This is a genomic window from Delftia sp. WY8 (genome assembly GCF_018437695.1).
In the GTDB taxonomy this organism is placed as follows: Bacteria; Pseudomonadota; Gammaproteobacteria; order Burkholderiales; family Burkholderiaceae_C; genus Comamonas; species Comamonas tsuruhatensis.
Map to the genome: position 1 here is coordinate 360,293 of NZ_CP049795.1, position 14,639 is coordinate 374,931.

General features: G+C 65.8%; 16 protein-coding genes. 1 reads left to right on the forward strand and 15 read right to left on the reverse strand.

The annotated features are described in order from the left end of the window. Window positions 1–22: 22 nt before the first annotated feature. Window positions 23–280 carry a hypothetical protein gene (locus G4D77_RS01485; protein ID WP_126313059.1) on the forward strand — a complete coding sequence of 86 codons (258 nt, stop codon included), beginning with the start codon at window positions 23–25 and terminating at the stop codon, window positions 278–280. Between the two features lie 4 nt (window positions 281–284). Here the strand turns inward: G4D77_RS01485 and G4D77_RS01490 are convergent, their stop codons facing one another. The 15 genes from G4D77_RS01490 to G4D77_RS01555 all read right to left on the reverse strand — a co-directional run bounded on the left by G4D77_RS01490 (window position 285) and on the right by G4D77_RS01555 (window position 14,638). Continuing rightward, complete coding sequence (locus G4D77_RS01490) at window positions 285–1,778, reverse strand: hypothetical protein (protein WP_213757847.1); 1,494 nt, start codon at window positions 1,776–1,778, stop codon at window positions 285–287. Continuing rightward, window positions 1,778–2,806: a tail fiber domain-containing protein gene (locus G4D77_RS01495; protein WP_250134251.1), complete on the reverse strand. Its 1,029-nt coding sequence runs from the start codon at window positions 2,804–2,806 to the stop codon at window positions 1,778–1,780. Before G4D77_RS01495 ends, G4D77_RS01490 begins: the two co-directional genes overlap by 1 nt. A 46-nt stretch (window positions 2,807–2,852) precedes the next feature. Continuing rightward, entirely contained in the window at window positions 2,853–3,278 is a 426-nt protein-coding gene (locus tag G4D77_RS01500) for a GNAT family N-acetyltransferase (protein WP_213757849.1), read from the reverse strand. Window positions 3,279–3,422: 144 nt separating this feature from the next. Next, window positions 3,423–3,545, reverse strand: coding sequence for a hypothetical protein (locus G4D77_RS30970; protein ID WP_279492596.1), 123 nt, complete (start codon window positions 3,543–3,545; stop codon window positions 3,423–3,425). A 159-nt stretch (window positions 3,546–3,704) separates the two neighbouring features. Then, window positions 3,705–4,124 (reverse strand): tail fiber assembly protein, encoded by a 420-nt coding sequence (locus G4D77_RS01505; RefSeq protein ID WP_213757850.1) that lies wholly within the window; start codon window positions 4,122–4,124, stop codon window positions 3,705–3,707. Then, complete coding sequence (locus tag G4D77_RS01510) at window positions 4,121–6,037, reverse strand: phage tail tip fiber protein (RefSeq protein WP_213757851.1); 1,917 nt, start codon at window positions 6,035–6,037, stop codon at window positions 4,121–4,123. Before G4D77_RS01510 ends, G4D77_RS01505 begins: the two co-directional genes overlap by 4 nt. Further along, entirely contained in the window at window positions 6,034–8,613 is a 2,580-nt protein-coding gene (locus tag G4D77_RS01515) for a hypothetical protein (protein WP_213757852.1), read from the reverse strand. Before G4D77_RS01515 ends, G4D77_RS01510 begins: the two co-directional genes overlap by 4 nt. A 42-nt stretch (window positions 8,614–8,655) precedes the next feature. Beyond that, window positions 8,656–9,093 (reverse strand): hypothetical protein, encoded by a 438-nt coding sequence (locus G4D77_RS01520; RefSeq protein WP_213757853.1) that lies wholly within the window; start codon window positions 9,091–9,093, stop codon window positions 8,656–8,658. After that, complete coding sequence (locus G4D77_RS01525) at window positions 9,090–10,934, reverse strand: hypothetical protein (protein ID WP_213757854.1); 1,845 nt, start codon at window positions 10,932–10,934, stop codon at window positions 9,090–9,092. The genes G4D77_RS01520 and G4D77_RS01525 overlap by 4 nt, the downstream gene beginning before the upstream one ends. A gap of 2 nt (window positions 10,935–10,936) precedes the next feature. After that, on the reverse strand, window positions 10,937–11,983 hold the full coding sequence (locus G4D77_RS01530; RefSeq protein WP_180317229.1) for a phage fiber-tail adaptor protein: 1,047 nt from the start codon (window positions 11,981–11,983) through the stop codon (window positions 10,937–10,939). A 3-nt stretch (window positions 11,984–11,986) separates the two neighbouring features. Then, window positions 11,987–12,403: a phage tail fiber protein gene (locus G4D77_RS01535; RefSeq protein WP_047218288.1), complete on the reverse strand. Its 417-nt coding sequence runs from the start codon at window positions 12,401–12,403 to the stop codon at window positions 11,987–11,989. A 69-nt stretch (window positions 12,404–12,472) separates the two neighbouring features. Continuing rightward, on the reverse strand, window positions 12,473–13,105 hold the full coding sequence (locus G4D77_RS01540; protein WP_213757855.1) for a phage adaptor protein: 633 nt from the start codon (window positions 13,103–13,105) through the stop codon (window positions 12,473–12,475). Then, on the reverse strand, window positions 13,096–13,692 hold the full coding sequence (locus G4D77_RS01545) for a hypothetical protein (protein ID WP_213757856.1): 597 nt from the start codon (window positions 13,690–13,692) through the stop codon (window positions 13,096–13,098). The genes G4D77_RS01540 and G4D77_RS01545 overlap by 10 nt, the downstream gene beginning before the upstream one ends. 28 nt (window positions 13,693–13,720) lie before the next feature. Then, entirely contained in the window at window positions 13,721–14,107 is a 387-nt protein-coding gene (locus G4D77_RS01550; RefSeq protein WP_213757857.1) for a hypothetical protein, read from the reverse strand. An 81-nt stretch (window positions 14,108–14,188) separates the two neighbouring features. Beyond that, window positions 14,189–14,638 carry a hypothetical protein gene (locus G4D77_RS01555; RefSeq protein WP_160853471.1) on the reverse strand — a complete coding sequence of 150 codons (450 nt, stop codon included), beginning with the start codon at window positions 14,636–14,638 and terminating at the stop codon, window positions 14,189–14,191. Between the last annotated feature and the right edge of the window lies 1 nt (window position 14,639).

Consider the following 14,639-nt stretch of genomic DNA (forward strand, 5'->3'; position numbering starts at 1 on the left):
GGCCATTTAAAGATGACCGGATATGAACAAGAAGACCATGTACCTCATCGCCGCAGCGTCTCTATTTTTCGCTTGGCTATTCAGATTCGAGATCGTTGCAGCAGGCAGCGGGGAAACCTCCCCGATGGCTTATCGACTTGACCGATGGACTGGAGCGGTAATGCTTGCTGTGCCCAGCGGAACCGTGAAACTTGAGGCATACAAGGCACCAAAAGAAGAGAAGCGGCCAGAAGAGCCAGAAGGCGAGCAATGGTGGAAAGATGCTCCTGTCGTGAAGTAAATATCTAGGGCTTAATACGAAGAACACCTTTCGGGTCAATAAATTTCGTTCCACTTGGAATCTTTGCATATTCCTCAGCCCCTGACAGCTTCCTTGGCTGCTGCTGATTGAATTTAACCAGCGCCTCATCAACGTCTTTAACATTGGGATTTTTGCCCCACCACTGCATGAACTCCTGCTCTTTCTCAGGATTTCGCTTGGTGGAATCAACAGTCCCTTTAAGGGGATTCCCTGGAACAAACTCCCCGAAGTTCTTCTGCACCTTCACAGGGTCGTAGTCGTACTTGGCTTTGGCGTTGTCGGCTCCGGGGGGCTGAATGATGCCCGCGCGCACCGCCCGGATCTGGGTGTCCGAGATGCTGGGGTTTGACTCGCGCGCCATGGCTTCGCGCACATCCCGCAGCTCGCGCTTGTCGTTCAGCCGCTCGCGGCGGTCCTCCATGGCAATGCCGTGCGATGCGGCAGCACGGGCATCCGCGCCGGCTGCGATGCGGCTGGCCTGGTCTGCACGGCCGTCCGCCTTGAGCTGCAGCTGCCGCTGGAAGTTGTCGTGGTTCAGCTTGTAGATCGCGCCCGGGTCCACGGTGGAGCGAAGCATGGCGTCGGCCTGCTCGGCCGTGGTGCGCACGGGCTCCAGCGGCTTGCCATCGACGCCGACCATGTTCATGACGATCCCGCCGTCCTTGCCGCGCTCGATCCCCGTGACCTTCGAGGCTCCACCCAGCCCGTACCTGTTCAGGTACTCCATGGCGGGGCCGTAGTTGCCCGAGGCGAATGCCGCGACGGCCGGGCCCAGGGCCTGCTTGCGCTCTTCGGTTTCGAGCTGGGCCTTGGAGTAGCTGGTGGCCAGGGCCTTCTGCGCGGCCTCGTTCGCCTCTTTCGCATAGCCGGCCTGGTGCAGCATGAAGGCTCGCTTTTCCTGGTTGCCGAGGAAGTCCGAGAAGGTGGGCTTGCGGCGCTGTCCGTCCGCTCCCATCAGGCCCGTCTCGAATTCTTCGCCCAGCTGCTTGTCCAGTGCCTCGATACCGTCCTCGCGTGCCCAGGCCTTTTCCGAGCGCGCCTGCTCCTTCCCCTTGAAGGCACGGTCTTCCACCTGGCCGCGTATCCGCATGCCGGCCTCGGGGTCATGCTTGGCGATGGCATCTGCCACGGACATGGAGCGCATTCGGTCAATCTCTGCCTTGTTGGCATCGACGCCACCCGTGAGCTGCTTGCCCATGAAGTTCGTGGTCAGCCCCTGCATGGCCATCGTCTTGGCGTCTCCTGCCTCGTTGCTGGCGACATAGGCATTCTTGGCCTGGTCGAAATCGATCTTGTAGCCCTGCGCGGCCAGCCCCTCCAGTTCCTTGCCCTGCTCCTCCGTGTACGCCTGGGATTCCGTGGGCTTTGCGTTTACAGCATTGCCCACCTCGATGTCCCGGCCGACCTGTTTTGTCAGGCTGTAGGCTGCATTGAAGTTGTTGAAAAAATCCGAGAGAGAAGAACGTCCGCCGCGCATCACACGACCTCCTTGAATTCCATACCCAATGCCGTGTAGTCCACGCGCATAAAGCCCGACTTGTCCACCATCACCGCTTCGGGGAATCGCTGCTGCACCTCATCTGCCATGACGCCGATATAGCGCCTGCCGGGATCGGCCTTGTAGGCGAACTCATAGAGATTCAACCCCGTGGACTCATCCACCCCAACGGCCCTCACCTCCTCTTTCAGGCGTGGGTCGGAAGCCTTCCACAATTGCGCCAGTCCAACGGCCGTGCCGCCCAGGCCGCCCAACAGGCCGCCCGTCGAATCGTTGGAGCGCATGTTGGCCTGGTGGTTTGCCTGGGCGCCCCACATGCTGGTGGCGTTGCTGCCCATCTGGCCGGCCATGCCACCAGCCTGCCCGTACCCCGAGTTCAGCCCCGCCAACCCGTTGTTCGCAGCCATCTGTGCGGCCGTGCCAAAGCCGGCGCCCTGCCCTGTGGTTTGCATGCCCATGGCCGGGTAGCCGGCCAATGCGGTTTGCGCGCGGTCGGTGAGCGCCCTGCCCTCGGCACGCGCCGCCGTGCGGGCCGAGTTCTTGCCGGTGGCCATGGCCAGGGCTTCGCCAGCTGCGAGCGCGTTGGAGGCGGCGCCATATTTGCCGTCCGCAGGGTTGATGCCCATGCGCGCCATTTCTGCGTTCTGGGTGCGCTTGGAGCTTTCGTAGGCCTGGGAGACATCGGCGGCCGCCTGGCCGGCCAGCTCCTCGCGCTTGGCCTCGGTGTCGAAGGTGCGCGCATCCTCGACCATGGTGTCCTGCAGGCCCGTCAACTGGTCACGGCGCCCCAGCGCATATTCGCGGTCTTCCTGGGACTGCTCCCAGGCCTGCCGCTGGGTGTCCAGCGCGAACTGCGTCTGCTCTTTCTGCAGTGGCGCCATCTCATCCGACTGGCTCAGGATCTTCTGAATGGCAGCGTCCTGGATGCCCATGGACTTGACCTGTGCCTCGACCAGGCGCGGGTCGGGCGCGGGCGCGCTGCTGCCCTTTCCACCCTCCAGTGTCATGCCGCCAGGTCGTGGGCAGAACGCCCGTTCGGGCAGAAGATCAAATTCAGTCGTGTGCCAGCGCATGCCTGCACTCCTTTTTCCACATCACAAAAATAAGCACGTCGCCGCCGTCCGGCGCCGCGCCGTGTAGCCGGGCCTCCTCACGAAACCCCAGGTGCTGGTTGAAGCGCCGCGCCAGGGCGTTGCTCTCGTTCACGTAGCCGCTGACGCGCTCCACGCCGCACACCAGAAACGGATAGGCAAAGCAGGCGCGCAGGTAGCTGCGCACGAGCCAGCGCGCGCCGGGCTCGGCCGCGACGTGCATCCAGAGGTTGCGGCCGTTGAAGCCTTCATAGAGCACGCCGGCCACCAGCCGGCCGCCACGGCGCAGGCCAATGGCGCGCATGTCCTGGGCGCGGGCCAGGCCCGGCACCAGGCCCTGCATGAAGGGCAGCACCACGTCGAGGTCGTATTCGAGGGAATGGCTCATGCGGTGCTCACCACCATCGGATGGCACACATCAATGCAGCAAGACCACCGGCCGCAGCACCTGTCGAGGCGGCGATGTACGCGATGCCGACACGCCCAGCCAGCTTCTGCGACTCGCGCGCAGTGAGTTGTGCGCGTAGGAGGATCATTTCGACAGCACAGCAATGATTTCGGGCAGACGCCAAATCAGCACCAGCCCGCTAAGCACCAGGCCCAAGCGCGTGATGATCTGCAAGAACTTTTCCGGGGTCACGTTGATGACTTCCATCGTTACTCCTAGCATCTTGATGGTGATGCGTTTATCATTCGCCAACACTTTTCTCCTTGACGTATCCAAGGGGTGAGACAAGAAAGCCCCGGCTGCTGCAAACAGCGCGGGGCTTTCGCTTTTTTGCAATGGGGTCAACGATGGCAGGCTTGGTACGGCTCAGTCCGGCGCTTCAGGCCAAGTAATGGCCAGAGGGTCGGGCTGGCCGGTAATGTCGCGCAGGGCCTGCCGGTAGACCCGCCATGCCTCCGGCACGGGCTCGCCGGTTTCCTGGGCGCGCAGCGTCACCCAGTCGCAGGCCGCCAGGCGCGTGTCGCGCTGGGCACGCACAGCCGCCCAGGCCTGCGCGAGGTCGAGGGCCCAGCACCGGCTGGCCACGTCGAAGTGGTGGAATGGAGTGGGCGCCGCCGGCACGGCCACCAGGCCACCGTCCCAATAGAAGGCGTTCGGGTCCGGCACCGGATGCGGCACGCGGCGAAAGCTGCTGTTCGCCCCGGGCAAATCCTTGAGGTGGCGGCACGGAGCGTTGCCCGAGCGCAGGATGCGGCCGGCGCCGTCGATCTGGATGAAGTGGATCATCGGCGGCCTCCCGTGGCGACGATGTTGGACAGGAAGACCGTGACCGTCTCGCCGGGGCCGGCCGAGGCCATCAGGCGGTACTGCGTCCAGCCTGCGGGCGGGTTGGCGTCGAAGCAGCTGTTGTGGGCCGAGGTCCGGTAGCCGTTGGGCATCGATGTGCCGGTGTACTGCAGGCCGATTCCGCCCCGGTACAGCGTCAGGCTCAGGCTGCCATTGCTGTTCACGGGCATGGCGTTGACAAGGGCGATGACCACGACGCCGGAGCCACCGTCCGCGTTGTTCACCCATGCAGAGCACAGCTCCACGGACTGCCCACCCGACAGCGTGACCTGGCCGCCCGAGCCGCTGGCCATGGACGTGACCGAGCCGCCCGCAATCTGCAGCGTGCCAATGGCCGCCTGCCCGATGTAGGCTGTGCCGATGGCCGCCGTGTCCATGAACACGCCGATGTTGTTGGACGTGATGCGCTGCAGCCGGTTGATGAAGTCGCTGGTGTTCATCGTCGTGCCATCCGGAAACGCCACGGTGTCGCCGATGCGGGCCTTGTCCTTGGTGGCCAGTGGCCCCAGGCCGTTGACCTGGGCGGCCTTGAGATTGCGCAGCCATTGCGCATCGAGGCCGTTGGCGTCCAGGATGACGTTGCCGGCGTTGTCGCGCACGGTGAGCCCGCGCGTGTCCACCTTGCGTGCCGCTACCGTGCCGTCCACCAGCAGGTCGCCGTTGAGCACGGCGGCCGGGATCAGCCAGGCCGCGCCCATCCAGTGCCGTGTCTGCGTGAAACCAGCGCCGTTGGTGATGGTCACGGCATCGCCCACGATCAGGTGGTTGGTGTTGGGTGCACTGCCGCTGTTGCCCAAGGCCTGCCAGACAGCCTGGCGCGCAGTGGCATCGCTCCAGAAGCTGCCGCTGGCCGACAGCAGCACCGAGCCGCGCAGGCCGTCAACGAGCTTCTTGCCCAGCCCGTCGATGCGCATGTTTCCCTTGAGGTAGACGTTGCGCTGCAGGTAGATGCCGTCGCCATCGACGCCGAACACCACGTCTTCGGGCCGCGGCGTGCTCATCTGGCCGGCGTTGTAGCTGGGGGAGACGACGGCGAACTTGTCGGCCATGATGATGAAGGCGCTGGAGGTCTTGCCGTTGACCTCCTCGGCCGCGATGCCGTAGCCAGCCAGGGCTCCGCCGGCCTGCACCTTGAGCGTGTACTGCGCGCGCAGCCCCTCGCTGTAGCCGGCCAGCACCGTCATCTCCTGCTCCAGCATGGCGCGGCCCGGCTTGCCGTCCTGGTAGTAGTTGCCCAGGGAGGCCTGCAGCTGCAGCACGTTGGTGGCCATGGCCCGCTGGCCGTCCGCGAACGCCGCCTGTGTGGCGCGCAGGCCTGCGCTGGCGTTGCGCAGGCTGGCCGTCACCTCGCGCACGGCCATGGCCAGGCTGCGCTCGTTGCTCTGCACCACGGTCTGCAGCTCGCGCACCTCGGCGCCGCGCTTGGCGGCCTCATCGGCGATGGAGCGCAGCAGCTCGTCGCGGATCTCCTGCGCCAGGTGGTCGAAGCGGCTGGGGTCGTCCAGGGTCTTGGCCAGGCTCTTGAACAGGCGCGATTCGATGATGGATTTGGCGAAGCGCTCCACGGCCACGGTGGCCGACAGCCCGCCGCCCAGGTCGATGACAATCTCGCCCTCCCCGGGTGTCTTGTCGGTGGCCAGCAGCTGGGTGACGCCCTGCACCGAGCCCTGCAGGTCCAGCAGCTCGCGCAGGGTGACGCCGCGCTCGAACTCGTTGCCCCGGGCGCCGGCCCGCACTTCCAGGTGCTCGGTCACGGCCTGCATCCAGTTGGACAGGGCCTTGTCCTGAACGTTGACCCTGGCCAGGGCCGGCAGGCGGGCCGCGCCCGTGTCGATTTTCTTGCGATTGGTCATACGCTGCGCAGCTCCTCGGTGGTCGAGCACAGCACCACGCTGGTGACGCGGGCCGCGCCCTCGATCTCCACCTGATGCTCCAGCCAGCGCCCGGGCGGCAGGCGCTGCGGCTGCAGGTCGGTGAACCGGGCCGTGTGCTGCAGCTGGCCGTCGCCCCACAGGCGCAGAGTGATCGGGTGCTGGGCGTCCTGCCGGCCGTAGACCTTGGCCCAGGCCAGCGGCAGCTGCTGGCCCTGGGTGGCCAGGCCTGTGCGCCAGCGCGCCGTGCGCAGGGCATCGCCCGTGAAGCATTCCAGGATGTCCTGGCCGCGCGCCACGTACATGAGGTCGTTGAAGCGGTCCACCCAAACCGCCGTCACACCCGCGCCGCCCAGGTCGGTATGGCCGAGCTTGGCCCCGTCCTGCGCGCTGAACGCCAGGCAGCCGCCGCCGGCCCCGGCGTAGAACAGGTAGTAGACGCCCTCGTGCTCGGCCGCGAACATGGTGGATGGCTGCATGCGCTGCCAGTCCTGGCGCGCGATCAGCTGCCGCGTGACCACCTGCACGCCGCCCGGGCTGGCCAGGCACAGGCCATCTGGCGAGGCATAGAGCACGCCGCCCTGCACGGGAACGATGGAGCGGCGGGCGCTGCAGGACTGGTTGCTGTCCAGCTTGATGGCCGACATCTGGGCCGAGTGCGCACCTGTCACGAAGTACGGATTGCCGGCCGTGCCCACGAACAGCGTCTGGTCGAACACAGCCATGCCCACGATGGGCCATTCGGTCGTGACCTGGTAGTCCACGGGCCAGGCGTAGGGGATGTAGGGCTCGCAGAAGGCCACGGTGTTGTCGATGAAGCCGGCCATGATGCCGTTGGGCATGCCTGTGAGCCCACGCAGGTAGGGGTTGGCGCCCACGCTGGGCTTGTTGTCGCCCTCGTACTGGCTGTCCATGCGGTACGGCGGCGCGGCCCAGGTGAACTGCGGCTGCAGGCTTTCCAGCTCCTCGCCCTTCTTGTCATCGAGGAAGCTGGCCACGGAGATCTGCAGCTCCTGCACCAGCTGCCAGGCCTGCGCTGCGGCCGACGCATTGCTGCGGTAGATGCGCCACTTCACGACGTGGCGCACGGCATGCTGCTCGCCCGTCATGGTCTGGGGCCGCTGGATGGTCACGGTGTCGTTCTGGTCCACCTCCAGCATGTCGGAGATGGGCGACGGCTCGGACTCCTCGCCCCAGTCGGTCACGAAGGCCACGACGTAGAAGCGCGAGTCCACCACGCGCTCCACGGTCTTGCCGGCCAGGTCGGCCACGCCGCCCAGCTGGTCCAGCCAGGTGCCGATCACGGCCGTGTCGCCCGTGGCCGCGATGTACTGGCTGGCCAGCTGGGTCTGGATGCTGGACACCAGCGTGCTGCAGCGCTGCTGGATCTCGACCAGGCGCGCGTTGAAGCTGCCGGCCTGGGCCGAGGCGTCCGACTTGCTGTCGGTGTAGGCATCCAGGGCCTTGTAGTAGGCCTCCAGGTCACGCCGGTACTGCACCCAATCGGGGTGCTCGATGGCGTTGTTGTCGGAGTCGAAATGGTACTGAGCCACCTTGGGCTCGCTGGGCTTCGTCGGCGCCGTGCCCGCGCCGGCCCAGGACTTGGACAAGGCAAGGTCCGCGAATTCCCTGAGCAGCTTGTCCAGCTCGCTGCGCCAGTTGGTGCATTTGCTACCGGGCGCCACCGAGGCCTCCACCAGGTCGGCCAGCTTGGCGGCCTGGTCAGCCGTGAGCACGGTTTCGCCGGAGCGCTCGCCAGCCGAGTCCGGGAACTCGTGCCGCTGCAGCGCCTCGACCAGTTCGGGCCTGCGGAAGGGATAGCTGTAGGGCATGGCCGCCACCGGCACGGCCCAGCCGCTGGCCGTGCTGATAGCCCCGAGCCGCGTGGTGTCCATCTCGCAGGCCTTGGCGCGGGCGGCCGAGACCACGGCGTAGAGGTTGCCAGCCCAGGCGCCGGCCCCTACGGCGGTGGACAGGGACAGCCCGTAGTTGGACGTGGCGCCGGCATAGGCCTTGCCATTGGCATCCCAGCGAATGGCCTCCTGATGGCCCTCGTGCTGGATCACCGTGGCCAGCAGATCCGCGCGCACCAGCTCGGCGAAGTCGCCATACAGCCAGGTCTTGGCCTCCTCAGTCGTGAACTCGTCCACCACCTGCAGCGTGACCGTGGGCTTGACCGGGCGCACCACGCCCAGCAGCCGGTCGTTGCCGCGCACGTCCAGCGCACGCGGCGCCGCGCTGCCGTCGTTGGTGGTCTGGTAGGTGCGCTCGGTGGCCTCGTCATTGATCTGGCCCTTGACCAGGGACAGCTCCTGCACCCAGGAGCGGATGGGCGCGGCCGGGTTCTGCACCACGGCGCCGCTGGCATCGCGCGCGAAGCGGTGCAGCGTGCGGGTGCCGGCCAAGCATGCCGAGTGGCGCCGGTCGGTGGCCAGCGGCCAGAACTCGGAGCTGGGCAGGAAGAGATTGAAGTGCTCCCGGGCGAAGTTCGCGCCCAGCGCGCGGTCGGACACGCTGGGCGCCTCGCCCGGGAATGCGGACAGCTTGTAGGTGGTCATGGCCTGCAGGCTGGCAGGCTTGGCACCAGCGCGGACTGGCCGCTACAGCACGACGGCCGCCGCCGCGATGAACAGCTCATCGCGTTGCTGCTCGCTCAGGCCCAGCGCCACGGCCACACGCGCGAGGAACGGGCTGCTGCGCTCCCAGGTCACGGTGTCGTTCAAAGCGACCTCGGCCAGCAGCTTCTCGTTGGGATCTTCGATGCCGGCCATGAAGGCCAGCACCTGCGGCCACATACCGGCCTGGATCAGCGCCGCCTTGCCCTGGGCGCGGGTGATGGTCGGAGGCACGGGAACTGGTAGCGGGTCCGCAGGCGCCGGCACATTGCCAGCCGAGCACCAGGCCAAGTAGGCCAGGTAGTCGGGATTACGGTTCGGAAACTCGGGCGTGTCGGTGATGGCGATGATGGACGTGGTGCCATCCGCATTTTTGCGAAACACCAGCTTGTCGTGGGAGAGTTGGTAGATCGGTGTTTTCATGAAATTTGGCCGCCCGTTGTCAATGTTCCAGCGTTAACGCCAGGTACAGCGTTTGCACCCGCTCCGCCCGTGTTGATCGTTGAATTGCCTCCGGCAAAGAACTTTGCTCCCGCCCCTCCAAGAGATCCGGTAACAGTCGTATTTGCCCAAGCCACCACCGAATTAGAAGTAGCATTAATGAAATAGCCACTGCATGAGGCATTCAAAAATGTAGTTCTCTGACCAGAGACATATATTCTTCCTGCATATGTAGGATTCAAGGCATAACTGAAAGATCCGCTAATCGTGATGTTTCCAACAAGAATATTGGCACCATTGGCAGAGTACATTAAAACATATGAAGCCACTCCATTGCCACCAAAGGTGATGTCGTATATATCCAATAAACAATTGTGATCCGCCAATATCAAATATGTATTAATATTCCCTTGTGCAGTAACCAATGAAAGATTCTTAATAGTCACTCGGCAAGCTGCAATCGAAAATGCAGAGGTGCCTGTTACTGCCTCAACGTTCGTGACACCTTGTCCGGAGCCCTCAAAAATAAAATTTCCACCAAAGGCAGAGGATGCACCAACATAGACTCCAGAAAAATTACCTGGACCAATCTTGACTACGGTAGAAACGTTGGCCCTGTCATACAGATTGGCAGCATACACTGCTTGTGCAATGGTTCTGAACGCGCCTCCTGGACTATCTGTCAAGCCACTGTTCGCATCACTGCCATCTGAACGGACATAAAAAGTTAGTCCTGTATAAGCGTACTGCCTGACAGACAGACTTTGCCTAGCCGCCGCTGCTGTTGCCGCACCAGTTCCTCCACTGGAAATGGGTTGCACCCCAAAAGCGCTCTGCAGTCGCCATGGGCCGAATCCCAGAACGCCCATTTTCCGGCGCTCCATCACCGGACTTTCTTCCGTCAGTAGCCGGGTAATTTGATACTGGTAGTTAGGCGAGGTATGCGCCCTCGTTTCCACATAGCACCACATATCCGGACCCCACGGGCTGTTCTTGAAATTGAACCCGTCATAGATCCGGTTCTCATCAGGCAGAAGATTCAAGTCTGAGCCGGCAGGAAGCAAGACGGGCTTCGAGTTCAGCGCATCAGTGATGCCGTAGCCCGTGGTCGTGGTGGGCTTGCCGGTGAGATTGGCGAACTGCTTGGCAGCGTCCAGCGCTGCCTGCAGCCCGGCCACGGTTTCAATGGCCTGCGTACCCGTGTGCGTGCCCCGGTCCCGCAGTTGCGCGTCGGAGGCATTCTTGGTGGCACCAGTCGCCACACCGCTGAGCTTTGTTGCCGCCTCGTCGGTGAAATCGTTGGCGCTCAGGCCCTTGCCTGGCACCTTGTCCACCTTGCCCTGCAGATCCGCCGCCGTGGCCAAGGGTTGGGCAAACGTGGGGTTCGGGTACTGGCCGGCCAGCACGCCACCGGCCGCGCCGGTCGGTGCACGCGGATTCGACATGCGCTCATCCGTGGTCTGCACCACCTCGCGCATACCCCCGGCCGTCATGCGCATCTCCAGCAGGTCGCCCGAGTTGTAGGCCCGGGGCGCCGTGCCCTCTTGGCCGCGCAGCACCGTCAGGCGGCACTCGCCGATCACCGAGTTGTCCACGGCGGTAACGCGCAGGATCTCGTAATCGGTTTCGAGCGATCCGCTGCGCTTGTAGGCCGTGAGCACGTACCAGCCGCCGGCGGGAGGATTCAGCAGCGTGCCGGCCGCGCCATCGGACACGCGCAGCACGCCATAGTCCAGCTCGCTGGCCGGGGCCCCTGTCTGCGGCGCCGCGCGCACGTCGGCAATGAACTGGGTTTGGAAGTTGTTCAGGAACAGCTGCGGCATTTCTATTTTTCCTTGATGGGCACGATCAGCTCCACCTCCTTGGTGCGGCCGTCGTTGGTCGTGGCGGCCACGCTGATCTGGTACTTCTGGCCGCTCAGGCCGCCCGCGTAGATCCAGACCTTCACGCGCTGGCCCACGAAGGCAAAGGACGGCGGCATGGGCATAGCGGGCTGCACCTTGAGCTGCACGGAAACAATCTCGTCGCCGGGCGGAAACCAGTCGGCGAACTCGATGTCGTAGTCCTGCGTGTCTGCAGGCTGCATGGGGGAAGTGCGGAACATGCTTTGCCCCTGGTCGGTGACGTAGAAGGTGGTCATTCCTGCGGGCACGAGGAAGGTGCGGGATTCGGGCGCCTGCTCATCGAAGGGCAGGCGCTTGTGCACGGCGGGATCGATGTCGATGAAGGCCACGCCCTGGGCCTGCAGCGGCGCGCGCACCAGGCGCTGCCCACGGGCCGTGATGGCAGCCTTTGCCTGGACCAGCGCGGCCAGACGCGCCTCGACCCGCCCCTGCGTGACGACAAAGGCCTGGCCCTTGCCGTCCACAGGCGAACGCAACCAGCGGCGCACGTAGATGCGGCCATCGGCTGTGCCACGCGCCGTGGGCGTGGATTGCACAGGGCCACGGCGCAGCAAACGCGCCTGGGGCTTGAAGCTGGCACGCGCGGTCGCGTCCACGCCAACGCGGGCCTGCACATGGGCCGTGATCGTGGCGCTGGCCCGGGCCTGGACTGCCACACGCCCGCGCACGGGAGGCAGCGTGACCTGGACGATGGCGCGGCCGGTGGCTGCCAGCAGGCTGCGCACATGGACCCGGCCCAGCACGCCCTCGACAGCTGCGCGCGCCACGGAATCAGCCGAGAGCTTGGCGTGCACGCGGCCCAGCGGGCCGGTGAGCGCAGCAGCTGGTGCCGAGTGGACCACGGCATAGGCGAGCACTCTCCCGCCAGCACGCACACGGGCATAGCCCTTGGCGTCCACGCGGATGCGCACCACAGGATCGGAGGCCCGCCCGTTCAGCGCGAAGCCATTGAGTGCTCCCCGGTTCATGGCTTACAGCAGCTGCAGCGTGAAGTCGCCTGTCAGGGCTTGGCTGTCCACCAGGAACACGTCGTTGATCTGCAGCGTGCGCGGCGTGGGCAGCGGCTCGGAATACATGAGAGTGGCCGTGCCATCGGTGGCCGAGTCACCTTCCATGATTCCGATGTGCGTGACCGTGACCTGGGCGCCTGTGACGGGCGGAAACTCCGCGCGCACGGCGTTGTAGGTGGCGCCGTTGTTGGGCGCAGCAAAGGCGCCCGTGGGCACGCGCTGGTACCAGGGTGCTGCTACCTCGGTGCCGGCGGTGAAAGCGTCGGTGGGGTCTGCCGTGAACAGGGCGAAGAACGTGTTGCGGATGGCCGGGAAGGCCTGCTTGCGCAGCGTGGCGCTGATGATCGCGTTGGCGAGGGATGTGCTGAAACCAGCCATGACGGCTCCTATGGCTTCGAGCACTCCAGCGCCCAGATTGAAGATGCCCGCCAGGATGGCAGGCTTGGTTCACTTCTGGGCCACGGCCGTGGTGGCCGCAGCCTGGGCCTGAATGCCCAGCGCCTCGTTGTAGAGGGCACGGTGTGCCGCCGCGACGGTGGCGTTGCCGCCGAACTCGGCGTCGATGGACCAGGCCCGGAACAGCACGAAGTGCCGCAGCGCGTCCATCCAGCGCTCAGGCACCGAGGGCGTGCCTTTCTCGTCGGCCAGGTCCACGGCCGCGACACCCACTATGGCGCGCACCTTGGTGCCGGCGGCCACGGGCGGATAGACCAGGAATTCCTGGGGCGTGCCCAGGTCGTGCATGTAGTGCTGCACCTCGCGGCCCGGCGAGCCCGAGCGCCAGGCGCCGGCCACGGCGTCCAGCACCCACAGGTCGGTCTTTGTGATGCGCCGCTGCGTGGCGTTGGCGTTGTTGGTGATGTCGATCAGCGTGAGCACGTCGGCCGGCAGCACCTGCCGCCACCCGGCGGCCAGCACCAGGTCGCGCGGCTGGGCCATCTGGTCGGGCCGCTGCTCGGCGAAAGCACGCTGCGCCGCGTTGAACCAGTCCAGCAGATCCGCGCGGGTCCAGCGGATGTGCCCCTTGTCCTGCAGGTCGCGCGCTGCATCGTCCAGCAGCTGGGCCACGGTCAAAGCCATGACGCCCTCCCCCGCGAGCCGCGGCTGGTGTTGGAGCGCCACACGTCGGCCGTCGCGTCATCCATGGCGCGCTGGAAGAACGCCAGGGCCACGCCGGCCTGGTCGGGCTTGTAGTAGTCCGTGCCCTCGGTGGCCAGCAGCTCGGCCTTGGCGCCCTCGCGGATGGCCTCATGGTAGAGCGAGGCCACCTCGTCGGGCACGCTGTTGCCACGCAGGGACGGCATCAGCGAGGCGTAGACCTGCAGCCGGCCCGCACTGCCCGTGCGCACAGTGAATTCGCGCAGGTTCGTCGTGACCAGGTAGAGCTTGCCGCGCAGTTCCTGCTGCCAGGGATCGGCAGGCAGATCGCGCGCCTTGGCCACCTCCAGGGGGCGCCCGGCCAGCGTGGCACGCTCCAGGCGCAGCAGCTCCGCGCCCTGGGGCAGCTCGAAGGTGTATTCAGCGAAGGCCTCGCCGCTCACGTCCGTGGGCTCCAGCCATTCCTGCCAGGCGCGCGTAGCCTTGAGGAAGGTGCGCGCGGCGCGGTTCAGCGTCAGGTGGATGAGCGGGACCGGCGCCTTGGGGGCGGCCAGGACCAGCTCAGGCATCCAGTTTTCCCAGCTGGCCATGGTGCGATCAGCCGGTCACGTTGGAAGCGCGCGAGGCCTTGCGCACGCGGCCGGTGGGCGCAGAGTCGGATTCCTGGGGCATGCCGGTGCCGCCGTCCAGGATGTCGTCGTCGTCGTCCGGGCCCACGCTGGGCGAGAAGGTGCCGCGCGAGGAAGGGGCCTTGCCGTCCTGGGCTGCACGGCGGGCTTCGCGCTCGGCAGACATGCGCAGGAATTTCTGCTCGGCCTCGAACTCCTCTTCAGTCTGGAAGTTGCGGGCCAGCAGGTGCTGGGCATCTGCCTCGTCCTCAACGTCGCAGGCCAGCGGCTTGCCGTTGAAGACATAGGTGGCGTCCTTAAGGCGCACGATCAGGGTTCCGTCCTTGCGTGCGGGCAACGAAGTGAACAGCTTCATGGTGTTGGTTCTCCGGGGTTCAAAAAGCCCCGGCAGCCGTGGCCACCGGGGGAAAGCCCCTTGCGGGGCGCGCACACGCTGTCAGGCGTTCGTGTAGATCAGGTCCAGGGCGAAGAGGCCTGCGGCCGTGCCCGCGCCTGTGACCTTGAGGACGATGCGGCGGTCTTCGTCCTTGGGCACCAGCTTGGCAAAGGCTGCGGGCACCAGGTGCACATAGCCGCCGGCCGCGCCCGCGTCGTTGTCCGTCACCCAGGCGCCGCCGCCGTCGTCGGCCGCCGTGCTGATGTCGCCGGCCGCATCCGCTAGGCCAATGGAGGCCTTGAATCCCGCGCCCAGGGCGGCAGGCACGCGGATGAACAGGGACACCGGCAGCGTGCCGGCGGGCAGGATGCCGATGACGCCACGGGCGCCGACTGCATGGTCTGCCACGGCCAGGGGCTGGCCGAAGCGCGAGCGCACCAGCTCGGAGCCGCCGGGGGTGATGGGGGCCTGATGGCCTGCGGCCACGGCACTGAGTTGCTTGAAAGCCATG